The sequence below is a fragment of the Candidatus Bathyarchaeia archaeon genome (assembly GCA_035283685.1).
Taxonomy (GTDB): domain Archaea; phylum Thermoproteota; class Bathyarchaeia; order Bathyarchaeales; family Bathyarchaeaceae; genus DATETJ01.
In genome coordinates this window covers 589,742-608,383 of record DATETJ010000009.1, presented here as the reverse complement: position 1 = coordinate 608,383, position 18,642 = coordinate 589,742, and the positions used below count along the sequence as shown (strand labels likewise).

At 47.5% G+C, this 18,642-nt stretch carries 17 protein-coding genes; 10 read left to right on the top strand and 7 right to left on the bottom strand.

Annotation, left to right across the window (positions count from 1 at the left end):
* Nucleotides 1–427, top strand: a 427-nt coding sequence (locus tag VJ249_09830; GenBank protein HKZ94859.1) for a DMT family transporter, incomplete at its 5' end; no start/stop codon positions are given.
* Here the strand turns inward: VJ249_09830 and VJ249_09825 are convergent.
* The 4 genes from VJ249_09825 to VJ249_09810 all read right to left on the bottom strand — a co-directional run bounded on the left by VJ249_09825 (nt 390) and on the right by VJ249_09810 (nt 6,579).
* Nucleotides 390–2,792, bottom strand: a complete 2,403-nt coding sequence (locus VJ249_09825; protein ID HKZ94858.1) for a cohesin domain-containing protein — start codon at nt 2,790–2,792, stop codon at nt 390–392. The genes VJ249_09830 and VJ249_09825 overlap by 38 nt on opposite strands.
* 223 nt (nt 2,793–3,015) lie before the next feature.
* The gene (locus tag VJ249_09820) at nt 3,016–4,128 is read right to left on the bottom strand and encodes a pyridoxal-phosphate dependent enzyme (GenBank protein HKZ94857.1); all 1,113 of its coding nucleotides are present in this window, start codon (nt 4,126–4,128) and stop codon (nt 3,016–3,018) included.
* 97 nt (nt 4,129–4,225) lie between these two features.
* On the bottom strand, nt 4,226–4,969 hold the full coding sequence (locus VJ249_09815) for a DUF5781 family protein (GenBank protein HKZ94856.1): 744 nt from the start codon (nt 4,967–4,969) through the stop codon (nt 4,226–4,228).
* Nucleotides 4,970–5,022: 53 nt separating this feature from the next.
* Complete coding sequence (locus VJ249_09810) at nt 5,023–6,579, bottom strand: AMP-binding protein (GenBank protein ID HKZ94855.1); 1,557 nt, start codon at nt 6,577–6,579, stop codon at nt 5,023–5,025.
* A gap of 163 nt (nt 6,580–6,742) precedes the next feature.
* Here VJ249_09810 and VJ249_09805 point away from each other — a divergent pair, with 163 nt between their 5' ends.
* The 5 genes from VJ249_09805 to VJ249_09785 all read left to right on the top strand — a co-directional run bounded on the left by VJ249_09805 (nt 6,743) and on the right by VJ249_09785 (nt 11,545).
* Nucleotides 6,743–7,978, top strand: coding sequence for an MFS transporter (locus VJ249_09805; GenBank protein ID HKZ94854.1), 1,236 nt, complete (start codon nt 6,743–6,745; stop codon nt 7,976–7,978).
* Nucleotides 7,979–8,065: 87 nt separating this feature from the next.
* The gene (locus VJ249_09800; protein HKZ94853.1) at nt 8,066–8,920 is read left to right on the top strand and encodes a 3-hydroxyacyl-CoA dehydrogenase NAD-binding domain-containing protein; all 855 of its coding nucleotides are present in this window, start codon (nt 8,066–8,068) and stop codon (nt 8,918–8,920) included.
* 14 nt (nt 8,921–8,934) lie between these two features.
* Nucleotides 8,935–9,720, top strand: a complete 786-nt coding sequence (locus VJ249_09795; protein ID HKZ94852.1) for an enoyl-CoA hydratase-related protein — start codon at nt 8,935–8,937, stop codon at nt 9,718–9,720.
* 182 nt (nt 9,721–9,902) lie between these two features.
* Nucleotides 9,903–11,075, top strand: coding sequence for a 3-ketoacyl-CoA thiolase (locus tag VJ249_09790; GenBank protein ID HKZ94851.1), 1,173 nt, complete (start codon nt 9,903–9,905; stop codon nt 11,073–11,075).
* Between the two features lie 8 nt (nt 11,076–11,083).
* Nucleotides 11,084–11,545 carry a Zn-ribbon domain-containing OB-fold protein gene (locus VJ249_09785; protein HKZ94850.1) on the top strand — a complete coding sequence of 154 codons (462 nt, stop codon included), beginning with the start codon at nt 11,084–11,086 and terminating at the stop codon, nt 11,543–11,545.
* A 17-nt stretch (nt 11,546–11,562) separates the two neighbouring features.
* Here the strand turns inward: VJ249_09785 and VJ249_09780 are convergent, their stop codons facing one another.
* Entirely contained in the window at nt 11,563–12,567 is a 1,005-nt protein-coding gene (locus tag VJ249_09780; protein ID HKZ94849.1) for a ParB/RepB/Spo0J family partition protein, read from the bottom strand.
* A 165-nt stretch (nt 12,568–12,732) separates the two neighbouring features.
* Between VJ249_09780 and VJ249_09775 the strand changes: the two genes are divergently transcribed.
* A complete protein-coding gene (locus VJ249_09775; protein HKZ94848.1) occupies nt 12,733–14,259 on the top strand; it encodes a DNA topoisomerase I in 1,527 nt (508 codons plus the stop codon).
* Nucleotides 14,260–14,288: 29 nt separating this feature from the next.
* Here the strand turns inward: VJ249_09775 and VJ249_09770 are convergent, their stop codons facing one another.
* Nucleotides 14,289–14,615 carry an Hsp20 family protein gene (locus VJ249_09770; GenBank protein HKZ94847.1) on the bottom strand — a complete coding sequence of 109 codons (327 nt, stop codon included), beginning with the start codon at nt 14,613–14,615 and terminating at the stop codon, nt 14,289–14,291.
* A gap of 209 nt (nt 14,616–14,824) precedes the next feature.
* Here VJ249_09770 and VJ249_09765 point away from each other — a divergent pair, with 209 nt between their 5' ends.
* The 3 genes from VJ249_09765 (at nt 14,825) to VJ249_09755 (ending at nt 17,190) form a co-directional block, all read left to right on the top strand.
* Complete coding sequence (locus VJ249_09765) at nt 14,825–15,040, top strand: hypothetical protein (GenBank protein ID HKZ94846.1); 216 nt, start codon at nt 14,825–14,827, stop codon at nt 15,038–15,040.
* 119 nt (nt 15,041–15,159) lie between these two features.
* Nucleotides 15,160–16,500 carry a hypothetical protein gene (locus tag VJ249_09760; GenBank protein ID HKZ94845.1) on the top strand — a complete coding sequence of 447 codons (1,341 nt, stop codon included), beginning with the start codon at nt 15,160–15,162 and terminating at the stop codon, nt 16,498–16,500.
* Between the two features lie 102 nt (nt 16,501–16,602).
* A complete protein-coding gene (locus tag VJ249_09755) occupies nt 16,603–17,190 on the top strand; it encodes a hypothetical protein (protein ID HKZ94844.1) in 588 nt (195 codons plus the stop codon).
* A 291-nt stretch (nt 17,191–17,481) separates the two neighbouring features.
* Here VJ249_09755 and VJ249_09750 read toward each other — a convergent pair whose 3' ends face one another.
* Nucleotides 17,482–18,555: a hypothetical protein gene (locus VJ249_09750; GenBank protein ID HKZ94843.1), complete on the bottom strand. Its 1,074-nt coding sequence runs from the start codon at nt 18,553–18,555 to the stop codon at nt 17,482–17,484.
* Between the last annotated feature and the right edge of the window lie 87 nt (nt 18,556–18,642).

Sequence of the window (18,642 nt, the reverse complement as noted above, 5' to 3'; positions counted from 1 at the left end):
TTTCTTCTATGGGAGTATTGTTCTGCTAGCCACGCCGGTTCTTTGGACTTTTTACACTCTGCTGGGCAAGCGAGCCATTGAGAGGTATAACCCGATTTTGGTTTTGACTTATGTGACCGTGCTCGGCGGCCTGTTACTGCTTCCTTTTTCAGTTGCTGATGGTTCGATTCGATTAGCGCTATCGATGAGTTTGTCCAGTTGGTTGGCGATTGCTTACCTGTCTGTAACGTGCACTTTAGTGGGCTACTACATCTGGTTCTACGCGGTTGAGAAAGTGGGAGCAACGGTGACCAGCTCCTTCTTGTTTGCTGAGCCTCTTGTAACCGTTTTGTTGGCAGCTTTGTTTGTTGGTGAAAAGATCACTGTGCCCATCGGTGTCGGTGGGCTTCTTATTTTCCTAGGCGTCTACTTGGTGACCCAGAAGTAAGGCTGCGCTGATTTGTTTCCGCAATTTCTGGCGGATGTATCTTGTAGTACTCAAGGTCTCTTAGAATCCAATATTCTCTGCTGTAACGGATCGGTTCGGTGTTGCAGTTGTCTAGCGAAAGCATTGCCATTACAGACCATGCGTTTGCGTCATAAACCTCTCTTTCTTCACTATCTAGTTTGACAATGCCTATCATGTGCCCCATTTCATGCATTAGGACTACGGTTTCAACCTCCTCTGCTGTAACACCTTCGCCAGCATGATCGATGGCAAAATCGTCTCCGGTTTGGTCGGCAATAAATGCGTAGTTTGCCCCGTCGTCGTGACCCCACACATATCCAGATGTTTCTGGGTGACCGTCGACAACGGTTCCAAACAGCACCCATTTCCATTGCGAGTAATATCCGAAATTATGGTCGTTGTATGTTTGGTTGAATGCGGAAAATTCGGCATTTGTTACGCTGTCGTCAAGCGGAACCTCATCGTCAACGTAGAAGGTGATGCGAATCCATCTTTCCGTGCAGTAGCCTTGAATATAGGCTAGCACGGAGTCCGTTGGTCTGTGACTTGGCATGTAGTCGATTTCGTAGAACAATTCGTGAACGTAGGCTGGGTCCCACAGCTTTCTATAATCTGCGCTTTCTATCGCGAGATCGATGTCATCAATGACGTTATCGTTGTTTATGTCACAGTCCGAGTCCCAGTTTGGCTGACTTGGAATAGCTCCAAAGGCCTTCCCCATTTTGAACACGTCAAAAACGTCAACGATGCAATCTGCGTTCACGTCGCCTTGAATCTGAACGTATTCGAAAAAGCCGTCGAATGTGTGATGTCCGATTAGTGCCCCACCTGAGTTTATGAGACTCATCTCAAGAAAGTCAAGGTAGCAGTTTCCTCCAGGCGTTGCGTTAAAGACCAGTGTGGCAAGCACTCCGTTGCCGTTAGCAGGGGGTGCTGAACCTATTGACAATGCAGAGAATAACAGAAAGCCCATGGTCTCGTTGATTTCCTCTTCAATTATTGTTGTGGGCGGGTTCAAGAAGGAACCTAATGTGATGCTTACGGCATCTATTACCGCAGGGTCATATTGCAGTTTGAACTGAAAACCGTATAAGTCAACAACGTCGGTGACGTTTACACTGACAGAGAACTGCTTGTTATATGCGGCCTTCTGCTTCTGAGGGTCTACATAAACGTCCGTGACTGGTGGAGCAACGCTGTCGAGTTTTATCACCCAGAAATCACCCAGGCCACCACCAGATGTATCAGTGTAGCCAGCTAATACGTATCCTTCATCGCTTGTCTGAGCCAGTGAAAATGCCTGCTCATCATTTGTTCCGCCATATATCCCGTTGTGTTCAATGTTTCCGTCTTGGTTGGTCTTAAGAAACCAAAAATCAGGTGTTGCTCCGAGCGAACTACTGATGTAATAGCCTGCCAATGCGAATCCGCCGTCAGCCGTTTTTACAATAGATTCTCCACATTCGCTTCCCGGAGTTCCGTATGTTCTGTCCCATTGCACGTTTCCTTCTGGGTCAGTCTGAACAAGCCAGCAATCCCAGCTGCCAGCGCCAAAAGAAAGAGTGCGACCTGCCACGGCGTATCCTCCATCGTCTGTCTGAACCACAGCGCGCCCATAGTCGTTGCCTACTCCACCGTATGTTCTATTCCATTCCATGTTTCCCGCAGAATCGGCTTTGACCAACAAAAAATCAACGTAAGTGCGTGGATCAGAAGGCGAAGTGTGTCCAGCTAATGCGTATCCTCCATCGTCTGTCTGAATCAGAGACATAGCTGCATCATTCTGTGTGCCTCCGTATGTCTTGTTCCATTCCATGTTTCCATACTCGTTGGTCTTGGCCAGCCAGAAATTGGGGTGGGTAGGTGTGCCTACACCAAAAGACAACGTGTAACCAGCGAGTGCGTATCCACCGTCGCTTGCCTGAATCAGAGACCACGCAACATCCTCTCTACTTCCTCCATAATTTTGTGTCCATTCAACATCTCCAGAGGAATTGGTTTTAACCAACCAAAAATCGCCCGCAGGCGAAGAAGTTTCGCCCGCTATCGCAAATCCACCGTCGCTTGTCTGAATCACAGCTCGAGCGTAGTCGTGTCGTGTGCCACCGAAGGTCTTGTTCCACTCCATATCTCCTGAAGAGTTGGTTTTGACGAGCCAGAAATCGTAGCCTCCAGCGCCAAAGGAATTTGTGTAACCTGCAATTGCGTATCCATCGTCAACTGTTTGGACTACGCAGTAAGCTCGGTCATCATTTGATCCTCCGTATATTCTAGTCCACTCGGTCTCTGATGACTCCGCTTGTTCTGTTCCTGAGGTGCCAGATGCCGATGTTAGAATGCCCATAAGCAACAGCGTGAGCAGTATTCCTGAAAGTGCCTTTACGCTAATTTCCTTCTCCTCTCCAAGATAGGATATGCGGTCATGCTATTTCAGTTTTATGAAACTTTTCTCTAGAGATGCTGAATAGTTGCAATCAATAAAGAACACCCAATATGGCGTAGAAGCTACCAAAGAAATGTAGGAAAAGCACAAATGCAAATGTGGATAGCGCGCAGACTGCGTTCTTTTATGGGGCTTTCTGTGGTGTGGTTTTCAGTCCGTGTCCTGTTAAGATGACTACAGCCTTGTCTTCTTTGGGTATCTTTTTATCTCTGAGTTGTTTTCGGTATGCTGAGTAGGCTACGGCTGAGCTTGGCTCTACGAAGAAGCCTTTGTGCGCCAGTTCCGTGAACGCTTTCTCGATTTCGTTCTCGTCTACGATTTCAGCGTCTCCCTTTGCTTCCTGCAACTCTTTGATCATCAGGTTGAGCAATGGTGGATTTGTGCTGACTAGGGCGTCGGCTATTGATGTTACCTTTTTGGGCGGTTTATAGTCGAGTCGTTTCACGCTGTGGTACAGCGGTGACACTTGTCTGGTTTGACAGGCAATCATGGTTGGCATAGTCTTTGTGATGCCTGATGTTGCTAGGTTCTTGAAGCCGCTGATGACTCCGAGCAGTAGCGTGCCCGCTGAGACTGGCAGGTAAATGCGTTCTGGAGATTTCCAGTCGAGTTGTTCTGCGATTTCGTAAGCGAGCGTTCTGATGCCGTCTCTGAACAACGGATGAAATATGTGTCCTACGTAGAATTTTCCTTTTTCGGCTTGTTGGGCTTTTTCTGCGACTTGGTTTCTGGAGCCTGCAACTTTGACTACTGGCATGCCGTAGGATTTGATCTGGTTGAACTTGGGTCCTGAGACGTTTTGGGGCACGTAGATTTTGGCTTTCAGTTCAGCTCGCGCAGCGTAGGCGGCTATGGATGCGCCCGCGTTGCCCGAGGAGTCTTCAGCGATGTAACCATCCAGTTTCTTGACAAGTTTGTGTACGGCTGATATCAGCGTAGTTGAGCCCCTGTCCTTGAAAGAGCCTGTTGGATTGAGGTTTTCCAGTTTGAAGTGGACGTTGTCGTTGAACTTGACTAGAGGTGTCCAGCCTTCGCCTAGGGTTATGCGGTCTTCAGTGTTGACGAACGGAAGAAATTTGGAGTATCGCCAAAGGCTGTGGTTCTTCCGTTGGATTTGTCTTGGTTCAAAGCCGAAGCCCAACTTCATGTCTAATGGTTTGCCGCACGAAGGGCATCTGAAGTCGAGCAGGCTGATAGATGGCTTATGACAAGATGTGCAGCTGATTTCATAGTTCATGATGGTTCAACATCTTTCTTCTGTTGCTTGTGTTCAAAAACTGTGCGCTTGTTAGAGTTGACTATCGCTTAGCGTCACCATCGTCCATGCTGGGTGGTTACTTGGCTAGTTCCGCTATTCTTGTTAGGTATTCCATCAGGTCTTTTTCAAACTGTTCCTTCGTGGTGTCTTCTCTCAGGTTTGTCATGAGGTCTCGGAAGAACGGGAACTCGTTTTTCGCTCGGTCTTCGACTTGGGATAAAAATTTCTGGATTGCTTTTTCTGCTTGATTATCGATGTCTGGTATCTTGTGGCGAGCTAGGTTGCTTATGGCGAAGCAGTTGTTGAGCATTATGCCAACGTTCTGCCACCGGTCTTTGCTGCTTTCTTCCTCTAGCTGTGTGTTGTCTATCCACTCCAAAAAGAAACCGTGCGCTTGTTCAGGCGTGAATGCTCCTCCTTTCTTGAAAACCTGAAAAGCCAAGTCGTCAGCGTAAAGGTCTTGAATGTGGTTAACTGCCCGCTGAATGATCTTGATCTGAAAGTCTTTGTCCAATTCGTTCTCGTGGATGACATGTGTTCCAACACGGTTTAGCAGCTGATGATTGTGCGACGGATGGCCAGTCTCAGTCCTGTAAATGTGGCACATCTCATGGATTAACAAACCTGTGACCAAATCAGTCTTCAATGCCGCGCCCGAAATGACGATAATGTGGCCGCCATGTCTCTGAGTCGAGTAACCCATGAAAGGCAGCTCGGAATCCACTGAGACTTCTATTTTTCCTTTAATTTCAAAACCAGAATCGCGCATCAACTGCAGAGCATTGTGAATAGCCTGTTTAAGATCGTCGCTTTGAGGCATCAGTTATGTCACCATTTCCAACACATGAGCCTACGAAGACCGTCGACTGAGGGTCAGAGCTGGGCGTATTTTTCTCTGAGTTTTCTGTGCAGTATCTTCCCCGTGGTCGTTCGCGGCATTTCTTCGGGTTCGATGAAGTCTACTGTTTTGGGTTTTTTGTATCCTGCGATTCTGTCCTTGCACCACTTGATGATTTCGTCTGGCGTGGCTTTTTCTCCCTGCTTTAGGATGACTACGGCTTTGACGGCTTCGCCCCAGACATTGTCAGACACGCCAATGACGGCGACGTCGAAAACCTTTGGGTTCTGACAGATCACGGCTTCTACTTCGCTTGGATAGACGTGTTCGCCGCCGGTGATGATCATGTTGTCTTTGCGATCAACTAGGTAGTAATAGCCTTCCTCATCTTTGCGCGCCATGTCTCGTGCTGTGAAGTAGCCGTCACGGAAAGAAGCCTTTGTCTTGTCAGGTAGCTTGTGGTACTCGTCAAACATCATGGGTCCACGCGAATACAACTCGCCCACTTCGCCCACGGGCACTTCCTTTTCATCTTGATCAAGAAGTTTCAGTGTGTCTGTTCCTAAGCATTCTTTGCCGATTGAGCCTAGCTTGCGAAGCTGGTCTTCAGCTCTGAGCAGCGTTACCAAGCCCGCTTCAGTTGAGCCATATGCTTCAAACAACTCCACGTTTGGAAAGCATTTCAGAATTCCTTTCTTGACTTCTCCTCGGGCAGGCGCCGATGAACATAGCAACTTGCGAACGCTGCTAACGTCAAATCGCCTGCGCACGTCTTCTGGTACGTTCAGGATGAAATTGTAATGCGTTGGGATTAGAGATGTAAACGTAATCTTCTCTTCACTGAAGGTGCGCAGCAACTCCACTGGATCAAAGCCCTTATCCCGTCCCACGTGCAAGGACCCGCCGATGTACAGGAATAAGGGTCCATAAAACGTCGAATTCACATGGTAAAGGGGCATTACGATCATGCCCGTGTCTTTCTCTGAAAAACCGAAGTCAACCGCGTTAATCATGTAAAACGCAATGTAAGATTGGTGAGAGCGCACGACGCCCTTCGGAATACCAGTTGTCCCGGAAGTGTAAATCTGAAACCACGTGTCCTTGCCTTCAACTTGGACGTCAGGCACAGTGTTAGGCGACTCTGCGATCAGGCTTTCATAGTCAATGTATCCTTCAAACCGTTTGGAACCCACCGAAACGTAGCGGTCCGCATGCCTCTGAGTGAATGTCTCTCGAATTCCTTCGATGCAGCCCACAAAGTCTTCGCCGGCAATTACGGCTTTGGCATCAGAATTATCCACGACATACGATACTTCCTTGGGCACGTAACGCCAACAAATAGGCACCACGACAAGCCCGATTTTGGCAAAAGCGCAGTCAATCTCCACAAACTCGGCACAATTGTAGAGCATGACAGCCACTCTGTCGCCCTTTCGTAAACCCATTTTCAACAAACCGTTAGCAAGCCGATTTGTCCTCGATTCCAAGTCTCGATAAGTCCAAACCTTTCCACGACAGTCCTTTAACGCAATCTTATTCGGATAGTTCTTAGCGTGCACATGCAGGATTTGTCCCAGGTTCAGCCAAGCCATGCGCCACGTGCTCCCCTTAAGCGTTCGCAGTTTCCTTTTCATCTGCAGTCTTTGAAGAAAGATTAAAAGCTTCTCTTAGAAACCCCGTCTGCCCATTGAAGCCAAACCTTAAATCCGCGATTCCTCAGTCTTTTCGCTTCTGCTTCAACAGAGAGAAAGGCTGATGATTAAGCTCGGCGCTGTCCTAAGACGTGAGTTCTCATTCATCACCGGCAACTACCAAGTCCTCATAGTAAGCTGGATGATCATGGACATCGCCATGGAAATGCCCGTGCCAAACTTCCAGTATTACGTTACAGCACTTCAAGGAACAGGCTTAGCATTGGGGATCATTGGTTTAGCTAGCTGGGTTTCCATGGCAGTAGTAGCTTTTCCGGGCGGCTTCCTAGCTGACAAGTACGGCAGACGCTGGCTCATAACAACCATGACCTTCATAATGGCGCTTTCAAACTTGTTCTTCGCCTTTGCCCCAACCTGGCACTTCATCCTAGTGGGCTCCATAATCCACAGCCTCTGCCTCATCTATCAACCCGCATTATTCGCTATGGTTCAAGACTCGTTGCCACCCGAGCGAAGAGGCATGGGCTCTTCTTTAATAATGTTAATCCACGGCACTTTCAACACGCCTGGACCAATAATCGCAGGCTTACTCCTCATACAGTTCGGTTTGATCGACAGTATGAGAATCATCTACGTACTCGTCACAGTTCTATACGCAATCGCAGCAATCTGGCGCCTCAGACTCAAAGAAACAGTGACAAATGGAGATCCAGAACCTATCAGATTCCGATATTTCATATCATCTTATCCCAAAGCCGTCAAAGAAAGCTTCCGCGTATGGAAAGTCCTGCCCCCAACAATGTTCTGGCTGTTCATAGTTCAAACACTCATAATGTTCGGCATGTCAATGACAGGCGTCATGAACGCTATCTACGCAAGAGAAGTGTTAGGGATTCCAGAGGAGCAATGGTGGCTCACCTTCATACCATTACTGCTCACTATGGTGGTGATGTCCATTCCAATAGGCAAGATGGTGGACAAATTCGGCAGAAAGATCCCAATGATTCTAGGCCTCGTCGTCTTTGCGTCTGCAACCCTCATTTTCACCATGGGCAACCTCGTGACTGTCATGATTGCAATGTCCATGTTCGCAATAGGACAACTGCTAGTCATGTCTTCAGTAATGGCATTGTCAACAGATTTAATTGACCCTGCAAACAGAGGCAAAGTAGTAGGATTCAGAAACTTCGTAGGCTACATCTTCAACGGATTCGGAATGCTGCTGGGCAACTACCTATACATCACATATTTTCCGCAACTACCCTTCTACGTAACACTGTCAATGATCATTCCAGCGGTACTCATAGTCGCGCTTCTTGTACATGAACTCCAAAAGTAAACGCCAAACAGCTTGTCGGAAATTATATATGCGGTTCGCATTCTAACACTAAAACTCCCACCAGAAAGAGGAAAGCCGTTAATGGAGATTAAGACCGTCGCAGTTCTCGGCGCTGGGCTCATGGGACACGGCATCACGCAGGTTGCAGCCCAGACAGCCCAATACGATGTCTACATGCGCGATATCAAACAGGAATTTGTCGACAACGGAATGAGAATGATAAACGACAGCCTGCAACGATTCGTGAAAAAAGGCGAAATGACCGAAGCCCAAGTCACCGAAATCCTAAGCCGAATACACCCGACATTAGACTTGAAAGAAGCATTGTCAAACGCCGACCTAGTCATCGAAGCTGTAACCGAAAACGTAGAACTCAAGAAAAAAGTACTAGCCGAAGCCGACTCCCAAGCCAAACCAGACGCCATAATCGCCTCGAACACCTCGTCAATCAGCATAAGCGAACTAGCCTCAGCCACCAAAAGACCAGAAAAATTCGCAGGCATGCACTTCTTCAACCCGCCCCAACTTATGAAACTAATCGAAATCATCCGCGGAGCCAAAACAAGCGACGAAACCCTCAACACAATAGTTGAAGCCACCAAAAAAATGGGCAAAGAATCCGTCGTCGTAAAGAAAGACGTGGCAGGCTTCGTCGTTAATCGCATATTGATTCCAGCTTTGAACGAAGCCATCAACTTGGTCAATGAAGACGTTGCTACGCCAGAAGACATAGACAAGGCAATAAAGCTGGGACTCAACTGGCCGATGGGACCATTAACTCTACTTGACTACGTCGGACTAGACACAACCCTAGCCATCACAGAAGTCATGGTGAAAGAAATCGACCCGAAATACCAAGCAAGCCCATTGCTAAGGCAGATGGTCCGAGCCGGATTGTTAGGAAGAAAAACCGGCAAAGGTTTCTACGATTGGAAAAAATAGGAAGGTGAAACAACATGATAGAATTTAAGAACACACTTTACGAAAAAAATGAAGGCATAGCCACAATCACCATAAATCGCCCAGACGCGTTGAACGCACTCGACCAAGAAACAATAATGGAAATCTCAGTACGGCTAGAAGACGCAGAAAAAGACGAAAACATACGAGTCATGGTCATCACAGGCGCGGGAGACCGAGCCTTCTCAGCTGGCGCAGATTTGAGGATGATGAAGGGAGCCAGCCCTGTGAGAGGAGCAGACCTCGCCAGAGTAGGACAACATCTCACAACGCAAGTCGAAGCCTGTAGTAAACCTGTTATCGCAGCCATCAACGGCTTTGCACTAGGCGGAGGCCTAGAACTCGCTATGGCATGCGACATACGCGTAGCCTCTGAAACCGCTCAAATCGGACAGCCAGAAATAAACGTTGGTCTCATACCTGGCTGGGGCGGAACACAACGGCTTCCAAGGTTCGTGGGCAAGGGCATAGCCAAAGAAATGATTTTCACAGGCAGGCGGATTGACGCAAGAACCGCTGAACGCCACGGCTTGGTCAACACAGTAGTGCCCGCAGACCAACTGCAGGCCAAGGTCAAAGAACTAGCAATCGAACTCACCGGAAAACCACCTATCGCTCTCAAATACTGTAAGAAGCTGATCAACGACAGCACTGAGACGCATCCTGACGCAGGCTTGTGGCAGGAAGCAGAAGCCTTTGGTCTAGTAGCGTCCACAGAGGATTTCAACGAAGGCGTAACAGCGTTCTTAGAGAAAAGGAAACCAGTATACAAAGGAAAATAGCGCAACATCGCAAATCGACTGCCCAAGGATTTTTCTCTCTTTCACTCCCCAAAGTCTTCGCTGACTCGGCTTTTTTGGTGCAAGTCAGCGAAAATGCCACACTTAATATAGTCTTTTTTGCATTATCAATAGTTCTCAATGTTGGAAATCTCTGTCCACTTGATCTGAAAGGATGAATACATATGCGTAAGGTCGCAATCGTCGGCGGCGGAGCAACTCGCTGCGGCAAGCGCGAAGCCACATGGCGAGGCTTGGTTCAAGAAGCTGGAAAAGCCATGTTCGGAAACGTTCCCAACCTGTCTCCCAAAGATGTGGACAGCCTCTTTGTGGGAGCCGCTGAACCCGGAAGATTCGCTTTCCTATCACACGTTGCCCCACTTGTCGCCGAATGCTTAGGCATACAACCGCGAAAGGTCATAGCTCGCACTGAACTAATGTGCGCGTCCGGTCAAGCCGCAATCCGCTATGCTTGGGCTTGCGTTGCCACCGGCTTGTCTGATGTTGCGGTGGCTTTTGGCGCCGAGAAAATGTACATGCCTGACATGGCTGAGGCTCAAACTAACATGAGCTGCGTGCTTGATCGTGAATGGGACGGCGTCAACGCTTTGTCAGCGCCGCCTTTCTTCGCTATGACTGCGCAAAGACACATGCACGAGTTTGGCACGACTGAGGAGCAGATGGCAAAGGTCTGCGTCAAAAACCACAAATATTCCGCCCTTAACCCCCTAGCGCAGTTTCCGAAAGAAGTAACAGTTGAAGACGTGCTAAAGTCGCTTGTCGTGGCGCCGCCTCTGAAGTTACTTGACTGCAGCGGCATAACCGATGGCGCAGCCGGCGTTGTGCTGGTTCCAGCTGAAGACGCCAAGAAATACACAGACGCACCCATGTACGTGATCGGCAGCGGACAAGCCAACATTGGAAACAACGTGAACAATCTAGGCAGCCTGACTGACTGGGTTCCTCTCAAGATCGCAGCCAAAGAAGCCTACGAATCCGCTCACATCACTTCAGACGACATCGACATCGCAGAGCTTCACGATTGCTTCACAATAAGCGAAATCATGGAGTACGAGGCACTGGGCTGGTGCGAGAAAGGCAAAGGCGGCAAATTCATCGACGAAGCACAAAGCTACATAGGCGCAAAAATAGCAGTTAACCCACGAGGCGGACTGCTCGGCTGCGGACACCCGCTTGGAGCCACAGCCATCTTGCAGGCAATCGACGTTATGCAGCAGTTCAGAGGCGAAGTGCCCAAAGGAAGATACGTGAAAAACGCTGACATAGCCATCACCCACAATCTGAGCGGACCAGCCAACGTTCACAGCATCCTAGTCTACTCGAAGCAAATGAGGTGACGCAAGAAATGGGCAACACAGAAATCGAGAAAATAAACCGACCCGAAACAGTGAAATTGCCATTCATGCTGGATTTCTACCCGCTAGAAGACGCCAAAACAACCGAAATCAGCCAATTCTTCCAAAACCTGAAGCAAGGAAAGCTAACCACCACCAAATGCAAGAAATGCAGCCAACTTCTGTGGCCTCCAAGAATAGTCTGCCCAAACTGCCTTGCCAGCGAATTCGAATGGGCTGACTTGGGCACCGAAGGCGAACTCTACGCATTCACCGAAGTCCGCATAGGCGCACCCCTCGGCTTTGTACAAGATGCACCTTTCTGCGTAGGCTTGGTCAAAATAGGCGGCTTAACCATATCAAGCCGAATCGACAACGCCAAACACGACCAACTCAAGATAGGCGACAAACTACAACTCAAAATAGTAGAACTCGCAGACGGAAGAATCTTCTTCAGGTTTGCCAAAGCCTAAATCTGAACTCGCCCTTTTCATCCGATTTTTCGAAAGTTGATAATGTGCACCAACTCGTTATCATTCCATTCTCCATACTTTTCCTTCCAAACTCTCTTGAACTCGGCAAGACTTGAATACCCTTCTCTCTTTGCATCCTCGGAATCGAAAAACCTCAGCCGCTTCCTCTCAACAGAAACAATCTGCAGATCAGCGAAGCGAGGCACGTAAATGCTGGCGTGAACCTTGGCGCCAGTCTTTACACCTGCATCTGGTGCACTTCGACTAGTCATTTGAGTCTTGCCACCTTTGACAATGGACTCCATGTCAACGGGTTCAAAGAAGAGCTCAGAAGGCTCAGCTTTAACCTCGGTCAGGATGTCTTCCACCTTTCTGTCAGGTGATTTCGCTGCTTCTTCTATGACTCTCCGAGCCAGTTTCTGTGACATGCCCTCACTGGCAAGTTTCTGTCCAATCTCAACCTGTCTCTCCGGTTCAGGTATGCGCCTCATGATGGTTCGCGCTGTAGTATAGTCGATCTTTCCCTCAGGCGTGCCCCGTCTCTCCACCTGCGCAGGCGCAACCATACTCTGAATTTCTTTAGATGCTTTGGTTAACTGAAGCCAAGTTTTCACAGTGGCAGATGAAAGTCCAAGCCGGCTAGCGAGTCCTTGAACGTTGCTGAACTTCTTTGGATACTTGTCCAGCAAGAGTTTGCAGCAGTTTCCCTTTTCAACTGCACTCAAGTCTTCTCTCTGAATGTTTTCAACTAGGTTCAGTTCGATGACTTCTTCATCCGTGTATTGCCTGACAACTGCGGGCACGGTTTTCAAGCCGACTTGCTGACAAGCACGATAGCGCCGTTCGCCCACAACAACTTCGTATCCGTCGCCAACAGGGCGAACAACCAGCGGCTCCAACAAGCCAACCTGTTTAATGCTGTCAGCCAAGTCATTCAGCCGAATAATGCTGATCTCAAGCCTTGGATTAAGACGGTTGGGACGAATTTTCTTCAATTCCACTTCCATAAGTTGGCCGTTCATAATTGCTTCTCCTTTCACGCCGACCATTTTGATAATCGAACAACATGGATGAGGATATAAAGAATTTGTCCTCCATGAGTCTTCCAAGCACAAGATATTTAGATGGCGCAGCGTCATTTCTGAAAACCATTGAACAAACAAAGCTTAGTATAGGTCAAGCGGCAAATGAAGCAGCTTATTCATTCAGGCGTTCTCATACCCAAACGCTACGAGCCCAAGGGCTTTCACATCAAGATCAGCGGCGAACAAGTAGCTTTGACGCCGCATCAAGAAGAAATGGCTGTCGCATGGGTCAAAAAGCTGGGAACAGACTGCGTTAAAGACCCAGTGTTCATCAAGAACTTCTTCCACGATTTCTCAGCAGCCATGGAAACATCCGACAAGCCTCTTTCACCAGAGCAAGTGGACTTCTCTGAAATCATAGCCTTTGTGGAGAAGGAGAAGCAGATCAAAGCCAACATGTCCAAAGAGGAAAAGAAAAAACAGGCTCAAGAGCGCAAGGTGTTGAGAGAAGCCAACAAAGAAAAATATGGCTGCGCTGTCATTGACGGTGTCAAAACCGAAGTAGGTAATTACACTGTTGAGCCGCCTTCCATCTTCATGGGGCGAGGTGAGCATCCGATGCGGGGAAAATGGAAGCCCTATGTTGGCGAAGAAGATATCATCTTGAACTTGTCACCCGATGCGCCTCGTCCACCGAGCAACTGGAAGGAGATCATCTGGCACCCTGATTTCATGTGGATAGCCAAATGGGATGACAAACTCGCTGGGAAAGAGAAGTACATTTGGCTGTCAGACTCCTCACAAGCCAAGCAGGAGAAAGAAATCGAAAAGTTTGACAAAGCCAAGCTCTTGGATAAAAAGATCGACAAGTTAAAGGAACATATATTCAAGAACCTTCAGTCCGAAGATGCCAAGAAACGCAAGACTGCAACTGTTGCCTTTCTTATTGACGAACTTAAACTGCGTGTCGGAGACGAGAAGGACCCAGATGAAGCAGACACAGTGGGCGCAACCACGCTCAGACCCAGTCACGTAACAATAAGCTCTGTGAACAAAGTGTCTTTTGACTTCCTAGGCAAAGACTCTGTCAGATGGCAGAGGGAAGTTGAGCTCCCAGAGATTGTCGTACAAAACATTAGTGAATTTAAGAATGAAGCAGAGTCGAAAAGTCAGTTAGAATCAACGGTTTTTGAAGGCATCCGCTCAGAACATGTTAACAGTTTTCTTAGCCAGATCGTGCCAGGCTTGACGGCCAAGGTTTTTAGAACATATCATGCCACGTCAGTTGTCAGAAACTCTCTTGAAAAAGCTAGTGTCTCAAAAACGGAGACAATTGTGACAAAGAAGCATGCTGCCACAATGGCAAATCTTGACGCTGCTATCGTCTGTAATCACAAGCGTAAACCGCCCAAGAACTGGGAAGAATCATTAGCTAAGAAAAGAGATAGGTTTCATTCTTTGGAGAACTCGCCTAGAAAAACGCCTAAGTTGGAAGAGAGACTTCAGGCGCTTAGGCTGAAGATTAGGGAAGTGCAGGCTACACGCGACTATAACTTGCGAACTTCGCTGAAGAGCTACATTGATCCACGTGTCTACTATTCGTGGGGCAAGAGTGTTGATTTTGACTGGAGACTCTACTACCCCAAGACGCTGCAAAGCAAGTTCTCTTGGGTTGAAAGAAAAAGGTGAAGTTGAAGTTCTGTAGTAGTTTTGTCTTTTTACTTCACTTTCACGCTTACGGGTGGAGCGCGTTTCTCCTTGACTGGAACCTGCATGACTAGCAAGCCCTGTTTGAAAGAGGCTTCAGCTTTCTTTGGATAAACCTTTAGAGGGAAGTGCAGGTGTCCCACAAAAGCTAGATCAGCTCTTTCAGCTCGCACTGAAACAAGGTCTTCATGCATGTTTAGTGCAATGTTCTTCTTGTCCACGCCGGGAAGTTCAATCTCGACAAGGTAGTTTTCGCCTTTGTCGTCAAGGCACGCGAACATCTCCGCCTGAGCCATGGCTTTCTCTATTTTGGTCTCTTTGCTTCCTTTTTGACTCACTCTCAAAACTCTCCTGTTTTAGTTATAGTTATGATTTTTTTGTATAAAACCCTTGTGCAGCGCCGCGTATTGCCCATGATCCGTATTTCGTGTTTACAATGCCCAAGTTCGTTGTTGATTTCCGAGTAAGTTTATAAGGGAAATATGACTTATGTCATATTTGAAGCGATGAGCACAGTCAAAACGTTAAGATGAGGCAGAAAAGCTGTATGGCCAAGTCAGTGGAGTTCGTGTTTCAGTTTCCACCTATTCAGGGTGCGTTCGACACAGGGTATGGAGTAGTGTACATTTTCGGTGAGTTACATGAAGACGAAATCGAAGATGTCATCGCCCATGAGACATTACATTATGTCGTGCAAAAGTCAGCCGGGAAAAAAGCCAGCCTCAAACTAGACAAAGTGCACAACGAAATAAGAACAGACTAGAAAAGCCAGCGTCAGCATTTTTTGGCGCTTTCTTTCATTTGTTTTTTCTTATGTAGATTATTTTTTACTTAAGAAATGGTGGAAATGTTTTATATATTTAGTTGCGGTATGCTTGTTTCATGGTAGCTTTCGAGGATGATCCTGCTGTCAAGCTGTGGGCTGGGCGGTTGGGGACGGCCAAGCGGGTGTATTTCTCTCGTCTTAAGTTTATTTTCGAAGAGGTGATTCAGAAGGATTCACGGTTTTTGGGGTGGAGTCCGAGTCAAGTTGTCGAGTGGCAACGCGAAGCCCTTAGAGATGAGAGGTTTGTGTTGCCCGACATCGTCTTCAACTTTATAAACGGTCGCAGCGATTGGCGGTACAGTTACAAGGTCAGCCAGTGGAGTTATGTGCTGAGTTTTTTCAGGACGTTGAGAGCTCTGTGGCCTGACGATGGGAACTATCGTTTTCGCAGTGAAGTCCCGGCTGCTGAGGGCAGACTGGACCTAGAGTCGTGTAAGCGCATTCTGTACAGCTGCAAGAAAAGTTGGTTGCCTGTTTACCTGTTTATGGTTCAGGGCTTCATGGGAGAAGACGAAGTTGTTTACACCAACCTGCATCATTCACCCCAAATAATCCAGGATCTCACGCAGAACCGGGGCATCTGCAAGCTGGTGTTGCCTGGTAGGAAAAGGCTCCGAAACGTCAAGAATTACTACACGTTGTGGTCGACTAAATCCGACCTCGGGGATGCCCTGCGCGCCCACTTGAAGGCGCTATCAACCATTCCTAGAGACCACTTATTCTTGAATGAGTACAGCCTGCCTATCACCAAGGATGACATTCGCGGTTATTGGTTCCGACGTGGCGTTGAGACGGGAGTGGTCAAACCCGAGTCACCCAAATGCAAGTGCGGAGGTGAGACCGTTAGAAAACGCGCAAAGTACGACGATCGGCTGTGGCGAATGTGCTACATCTGCAAGCAGTGTGGCGGAAAACAGTGGGCATGTGAAGGCCTACAGCAAGGCACAAACATACGCTACGGTTTCAGTCCGCACAACATTCGCGATTTGATGAGGAGTCGTTGGCGTGAAGCCGGATGCAAGTCAGCTGTCGCCGAGTTTCTTATGGGTCATGGGAAATCGAGAGTGGACCCGAATCAGTATGATCGCATTGAACTGACGCCTCACGACGCCCTTAATGAGTATCGGAAGTTTCTACCTTGGGCTAATATCCTGTCAACTGATCCTAACAAAGTCGAGCGTTCAACGGTTGACACTGAATTGGAAGAGGCTCGATCACAGATCAGCAAGCTGAGCCAGGACCTTGAAAAGATGCAAACACAAATAGATGGGTTTGAAAAGCAGGCTGTCCGGCGACAGTATGGGAAACTGGCTCCGGAAGAAATTGAGAAGATTCTAAGGACACAAAAACGAATAATTGCAGAACTTGAGAAACACGGTTTGGTTGTCGACGCATGAATTTCAGAACCACCTAGTTCAGACCTCCTTGACTTCCTTTTTCCATGAATTTCGGCATCCGTGGAAAGGCTTATGCCAACATCAAACCTCTAAGTTTCATCTATGGCTCCAGATATTGATCAGAGACTTGACGAAATCAACCGAAAGTTGCAGGTCATGATAGAGAACTCCTTCTTAGCCAAACTTGATATGATGTTCTCTGTTCTGGTGTCCCTCACATTTTTCGGCGCCAGTTTGCTGCTTGCGCAATATAACGTTGCAAGGAATGTCTTCTTTAGTGGGCTAGTGGCTTTTTTCCCGATGCTTATCTACACTCTCTTCGGAGAGGCATATTCCATACTGACGGATGATGTAACAAATCGTTTCGCCTTTTGGCTTGTTTTAGTATCAAGTCTAGGTTTTCTCGTGCTAACACTCCTGTATTCAACAATGGTTCTTATTCTCCGACTGCCCGATCTCATCTTAGTTGTTGTCGGTACCATGGCAGCTCAAGGCCTAATTGTCATGTTGAATCGGTACACTAGGCTTTTTTGGAAATACATGGCTCGATTCCCAACCCGATTTGGAGATCTTCGTGAAAGCTATGGAAAAGAGACACGCAGACTTTTAATACCTGTGATGTTTGGTCTTATGATCTATTTCGTCGCATTCATTCTCATAATTGCACTTTCAGCACTGCTTCCTGTTTGAGAAAACTACGCACTGGCGACAGGATCACTTTAAATCGTTATGTCATTTTTTTCCTGTTCTTTCTCCTCTTGAAGTTCTTCCTTGAGCTCCTGCCTCGTGAGTCTCCAAGCCTTCCGGGCGAAAGGCGTCAACACAACCAAACTGAGATGATGGCACTGCAACCATCTTCTGAAGCAGTTTGCCTAGCCTAAACCACCGAAAAACACCTTGCCGTCAAGGACACGGCGCGCAGGGGCGCATGCGTAAGAAGTGCTGGGTCGATCACCGTTCTAAACTATCTTCCAGCGCGTGTCATCCGTAGAAAGTCTCAATCCTGTATTGCAGATAGGCGTCAGAGAAGTCAAGGTATCCATCGTCTCGTCCATCAACGCTACCAACTTTCACAGTGCCTATCGAATAAGCAATGAATAACTGACTTCCACTTTCATTCGACCGCAATATTGGTTGCGGTCCCCATGCTGGGTCTGGATTTATGTCTATAGCTGCGTCATCCAAGTGGAAATACGCCACAACATACACATGAACCTCATCACCATGATGAATAGAAAGAGGCGCCCCATTGTACTCAGTACCATTGCGAATAACAAGCTCTACAAACGTAGGTTTGATGAATCTGCTGTGCCCACTTCGAGCACTAGATATAGAAGGGTATCGACGTTGCCCGTTCTCGTCAAGTATGTAAACGCCAACATCAAAAAGGTAGTCAGCCGGCAATGGTGGCGGTATTCCATACCATATTGTGAAGCTCAGAAAGCTAACTCTTATTGTCATCTTGTCAGTGGAATTCAAGGCGTTTATCCGGTCTTCCAGTTCAACTGTTCTAGATTGGAGATCAGATATTTGAGTCTGCATTTCCGAAATGCCCAGGAGAATACTGGTGATTTCAATTCCGATATCGAGGACATCTTTTTCCAAAGACGACATATCCTCTTGTATCGAAGCACTCGTAAGCTGCAAACCTCTGACATCGTTTGTGATGGCTGTCATGTTCGTGATTAATTTCTCAAGTTCCTCAGCAATTTCGCTTGTCCGCGTTTGAAGAGTCTCAATGTTTGCTTGTGCATCATATACAGAGGACTCCAATGACTCAACGTCTTGCTGCGTAAGGTTCATATCGCGAGTCGACTTGTCAGACAACTCCTCCAAGTCTAGAGAAATGCGCGTAAGAGAAACATTAGCACTATGAAGTTTGGCGCTTAGCAGAACGAGACTTGAGTTGAGGTTACTAATCTGCGACCTTAGCAAATCAATCATGGAGCTATTATTGTTCTCTGCATCACTTGACTGAAACCTTTGCACTGCATATGTAAATCCAGACGAAACTAAAGCAACTACGACAATTGCTGCAACAAACCTCTTTTCCATGTGGCGTCAACTCTTAATCATGACTGTGGATAAAAGAATATGTGAGTTGTGAAACTGTTCTCTAGAACGACATTCTAGGTTCTGCTA